Source organism: Streptomyces composti (assembly GCF_012034205.1).
GTDB lineage: Bacteria > Actinomycetota > Actinomycetes > Streptomycetales > Streptomycetaceae > Streptomyces > Streptomyces composti.
In genome coordinates, this window is the sequence record NZ_JAATEM010000080.1 from 1 (window position 1) to 1,176 (window position 1,176).

A 1,176-nucleotide genomic window follows, 5' to 3' on the forward strand; every position below is an offset into this window, starting at 1 on the left:
AGCGGGAGAACACGTCATCAGGCGACCGAGCAAGGGAGACCCCCAGCCATGCATCACATCACCGTCATCGGTGGCGGCTTCGCCGGACTGACCGCGGCCATCACCGCCGCCGAGGCGGGCGCCAAGGTCACCGTCCACGAGGCCCACCACACCCTCGGCGGCCGGGCCCGCACCGCCGACGGCCCCTACCGGACGAACGAGGGACCGCACGCCCTCTACAACGGCGGCCCGCACTGGGCCTGGCTCCGGCAGCGCAACCTCATCGGCCCGCTCGCCCCGCTCCCGCCCCTGGAGGCGGCCCGGCTGCGTCTGCGGCACCGGGGCGTGCTGCGCCGCACACCGCCGTTCGCCATGCTGAAGCTGCTGCGCCGCAGCGGCGCCGACGCCCCCGTCGACACCGACTTCCTCACCTGGGCCACCCGCGTCGCCGGCGAGGAGGCCGCGCGGGCCGCCGCCCACTACTCCGCGGTGGCCCTCTTCCACCACGACCCCGGCTCGCTGTCCGCCGCCTTCGTGCAGGAGCGGCTGCGCCGCGCGACCAAGCTGCCGCCCGAGGCGCACTACCCGCGCGGCGGCTGGGGCTCGCTCATCGACCGGATGGCCGCCCGCGCCTGGAACCTGGGCGTCCGCATGGAGACCCTGTCCCGGGTCGACACCCTCCCCACCGACACCCCGGTCGTCGTCGCCACCTCGCTGGACTCCGCCCGCCGGCTCCTCGGCGACTCCTCCCTGACCTGGCCGAGCGGCCGTACCGTCCTGGTCGACCTCGCCGTACGCACCCGCCGCGGCGACGCGTTCGTGGTGTCCGACCTGGACGCGCCGGGCTGGCTGGAACGCTTCACCGCCCAGGACCGCACGCTCGCCCCGGCCGGCGAGCAACTGATCCAGGGTCAGATCCCCATCGGCCCCGGGGAGACGAAGGCCGACGGTGTCCGGCGCGCCGAGGAGCTGCTGGACCTGGGCTTCGGCGGCTGGCGCGACCGGCTCACCTGGCGGCAGGACGCGATCGCCCAGGGCCGGACCGGAGCCGTCGACCTGCCCGGCACCAGCTGGCGCGACCGGCCCGCCGTCGACCGGGGCGACGGCGTCTACCTCGCCGGTGACCAGGTCGCCGCCCCCGGCGTGCTCTCGGAGGTCTCCTTCAACAGCGCCCTCACCGCAGTCTCCCTGGCCCTC

1 protein-coding gene is annotated in these 1,176 nt (G+C 75.7%); it reads left to right on the top strand.

Features of this window, described 5'->3' with window-relative positions; genetic code table 11:
- Positions 1–48: 48 nt before the first annotated feature.
- Positions 49–1,176 (top strand): FAD-dependent oxidoreductase (locus HCJ93_RS29015; RefSeq protein ID WP_167998801.1); only part of this gene is annotated, 1,128 nt, incomplete at its 3' end.